The organism is Prosthecobacter sp. (assembly GCF_014879935.1).
Taxonomy (GTDB): Bacteria; Verrucomicrobiota; Verrucomicrobiia; order Verrucomicrobiales; family Verrucomicrobiaceae; genus Prosthecobacter.
Map to the genome: position 1 here is coordinate 1 of NZ_JACSRD010000018.1, position 3,731 is coordinate 3,731.

Genomic DNA, 3,731 nt, shown 5'->3' on the forward strand with positions numbered 1-3,731 from the left:
ATCTCGGCCAGTTCCAGCAGCCCAGCGTCCGTGATCTGGCCCTGATGAATGTCCAAGTAATTCAGACCCTTCATGGCCTTGAGTGTCGGAACGCAGGCATCCGTGACCTTGGTCTCGGCCAAGCCGAGTCTTTTTAGGCTTCTGAACTCGGCCAGCGGCTTCAAGCTGGCATCATCTACCTGGGTGAAGTTCAACCCGAGATCAAAGAGATCTTTGAGGCTCTTGAGGCTGCCCAGCGTTGATCCGGTGATCTTGGTGTTTCCAGTGGTGGATCCCCACAAGTCCAAGCGCTGCAAGGATGGGAACTTCGAGGGAATCAATGGTAGCGCTTCGTCGGTAATCTCCTGGTTAATCGTTGAACTGAGCACTTCAAGCTTGGGCAGCACAGGCAGAGCGGCGACCATTTCCATGCTCATGAACTCACCAAGCGTCAAAAACCGCAGGTTCTTGAGCGTGGTGAACACTTTCAACGCCGTGGCATCCGTCACCCGCAGACGAGGCAGGTTGAGCTGTTTGACAGGCGCATCTTCCAGAGCAGCAAGGTCCGCCGCTTCCAAGCCCTCGGACGGAAAGCCCAGATCTTCCAAGGTGGAAATCTGCGCCAAGGCGCGCAAGGCCAGACTGGTGACTTTGCCGCCAGACAGGGTGACTGCCTTGACCTCTTCCAATCCCAACAGCCTCAGAATATCCTGATCGGTGATGCGATCCTGGACGGGGCCTCTAAGCGGGGTGACGTAGAGCCTGCGCACGGTGAATTTCTCCTTTGGGAGCAAGGCCAGGCTCTGGATGCGTTGCTCGCCTTTGTTGGGCTGCCAGATGGTGACGTAGGTGCCGCCTGCGCCCCCAAAGGAAAGCGCCCACTCGGCCGCCTCTCGGTCGCTGAACGCATTCTGCGGTTTGGCCACTCTGCCGGCCTTTGCGGGTGCGGTGGCTGATTTGGAGGCCGACGACGACGAAGCGGCCTCCGTCGCAACAGCCGCACTGGCAGCAGGGGCCGCAGCGGGGCTTTTATCCAAGGAATCTGCATACTCCCGCACGGTCTTCGCGTGGTCGATGCGGTTCTGCTGCGTGAGCGTGCTTTCGAGCTGCTTGAGGCGGGCAGTCAGCGGAGTCGTCAGCGCCTTGAGGTTGGCGGCGCGGCTGGCTTCAAGTTTGGAATAGGCATCGCGGTAGATTTGGCGCAGCGCTTTGAGGTTGACAGGCGTGGTGTCGTCATCCTCAGGGAGCGGGACTTTCCAAGTCCCGTCTGAAGAAGGGGAGTTGGAAACTCCCCCTCCTTGGATGAGCTTCTTCTCCGCCTCCAAGGCGATGACACCATCGAGATGCCCGGCCTTCTTTTCCTTGGTGATCTCGCGCTCAATCCCGCCGACGTAGCCCGCGTTGAGCTTCGCCATGTCGGCGTTGAACGGCGCGGTGACGCGCTCGGCGGTGAACTTCTCGAGTTGGTCGTGCAGCGTCTTCAGTTCCGGAATGCCGGCCACGGCGTCCATCTGCTTCGCCTGCTCGGCCTTCTGCTGCTCCTGCTTCGCGGCGAGGGCACGCAGATCGTAGCCTTTTTCATCGACGCCGAGAAGACGCATGGCTTCGGCTTCAGGGAGCCCGTGAAGGTTGATGACTTCGATGTCGCGCATGGTTCCAAGAAGGGTGGCCAGAACGATCACCCCTGTGGTAATGCGATCATCCGCCACTGACGCCAGCACCTTGTTATCGAAGCGTGCGATCAGACGATTGCCGACGGCGAAGAACTCCCAACGCCCCTCCAAAGAATCCTTCTGCGCCCCATCAACATAAGTGGCCAGCCTTTGCTCACTCTCAGGAACAACGTTCTCACCACGGCCTTGCAGACGAATGGAGTCCTGCGTGAAACCGTAGTAAAGCGCTGAAGTGGTGTCACGCAGCCGCACAGTGAACGAACCGTTTTTGATCACCGCGCGAAAGCCGCAGTTTTTCAGCGGCCCAGCCCCCGGCTCGAAACCCACGTACGCACCCTTCTTGCTGACTTCCAGAACGCCGTTTTCAAGCTTCACGCCACTGTCAGGTTTGCGCAAACCTGAAGGCAGCTCCTCGGCCCGCGTGAGCACCTTCACCCATTGGCCGGGTGGGAACTGGGTGCCAGAAGGCAGGGCACTTGGTCCTCCAAGCGCCCCGTTGGGTGTGGCGGGGGCTGTTTCAGCATTCGTCATCGCAGCCCCCTTCACGGCGGTTGAGGGACCATCCGTCCTACCGGCCGCCGTTGCCCCGCCCTTCTCATCCCTGCCGAGCTTTGCCCACGCCTCGGCGTCCGAAAGACCATCGAGATCGATGACCTCAATGTCACGCACAGTGCCCACGAGGGTTTGGATTAACAGCCCCCCCGGCTTCAATTGATCATCGCGAAGATCAGCCATGACCTTGCCGTCGCATTTCACGAGAAGGCGGCCTCCCACAGCGGCAAACTCCCACGGATGAGGACGATCAGGAGGAGGTGCCGCATAGGTGACAAGGCGGGTATTATTGCTCTGGCCAGAGGGCGGTTTCTCATCCCAGAGGTCCACATTTGAATGGGTCACAGCGAAGTAGCGGCGGTTGTCATCGTCACGCAGCCGGATTCGAAATGCCTCACCGCTAAACGTGGCCCGCAGCCCGAGATTGCTGACGCTGTGCGGCAGTGGCCTCATGCTGAGATAGGTTTCCTTGGCCGTGCACTCCAACACGCCGTCCCTCCAGGTAACGCCGCTGCCGGCCTTGCGCAGGTGTTCCGGCAGATTTTCAAACCGGGTGTAGGCCTTCACCCACTGGCCTCGCGGCAGCTCTTCCACCGGTAACGCCCCGGAAGAAGTCGGAGCGGTTGCGGGAGCAGGCTTGGTAGCTGCCTCCGTTTTTGGGGTGGTGACTTCCGGAATGCTGGCGCGGGCCACCGCAGGTGAGGCCGTGCTCCCCGTCGAGGTCCCAGAGGCCACAGACACCGGTGCCGCAGTGACAGCAGGCTTTGTCTCTTTCTTTTCCCCCAGCATCAGGAACCCTCCGCCGCCGATGGCCACCGCTGCGGCGATGCCGATGAAGAAGGGCACTTTGCTCTTCGCCGCAGGCCCGCTCTCCGGGGTGTGGGCAGAGGGTTTCGCTGGGCTACCTGTAGCGCTTTGAGAGACACTGACTCCCGGCGGCTTCTGCGGGGCCCGCGCCCCCGGTTTCTGCGCCATGGCGCTGCGCTGCTCCGGCACCTGCGCCACCTGAGCGACCGGAATGGCAGCGCTTTCTGGCGCATTTTGCCGGATGAAGGGCACGGTGAGGATGACATCAAGCTCCTGCCGCAATTCGACCGCGCTCTGATGGCGCTCGGCGCGATCATGCTGCATGGCTTTGAGAATGATCGAGTCAAAGCGAGGGTCGAGCCCTGGGACCAGCACCGAGGCAGGCTTGAACGCGCCGCGCGGGATGTTGCCAGTGAGCATCTGGTAGAGCATGACCCCGACGGCATACAGATCGGCACGGCCATCAATCTGCCTTCCGAGCATGAGCGCCTCAGGAGCGACGAAATCGGGCGTGCCCATGGCGTAGCCGGTCTTCGTGAGGCCGTGCTGCCCGGGTTCCTCCATCTTCGCTAGTCCAAAGTCGGCCACCTTCACCTGCCCCTTCATGTTGAGCAGCACGTTGGCGGGCTTGATGTCGCGATGCACGATGCCAAGCTCATGCGCGGCGGCGAGCGCGTCACACACATGCGCGGTGATGGCCAGCGCGTGCTCCGGCGGCAG

At 61.3% G+C, this 3,731-nt stretch carries 1 protein-coding gene; it reads right to left on the reverse strand.

The window, feature by feature from the left end; translation table 11 throughout:
* Window positions 1-3,731, reverse strand: a 3,731-nt coding sequence (locus IAE77_RS00215) for a protein kinase (RefSeq protein ID WP_294219639.1), incomplete at both ends; no start/stop codon positions are given.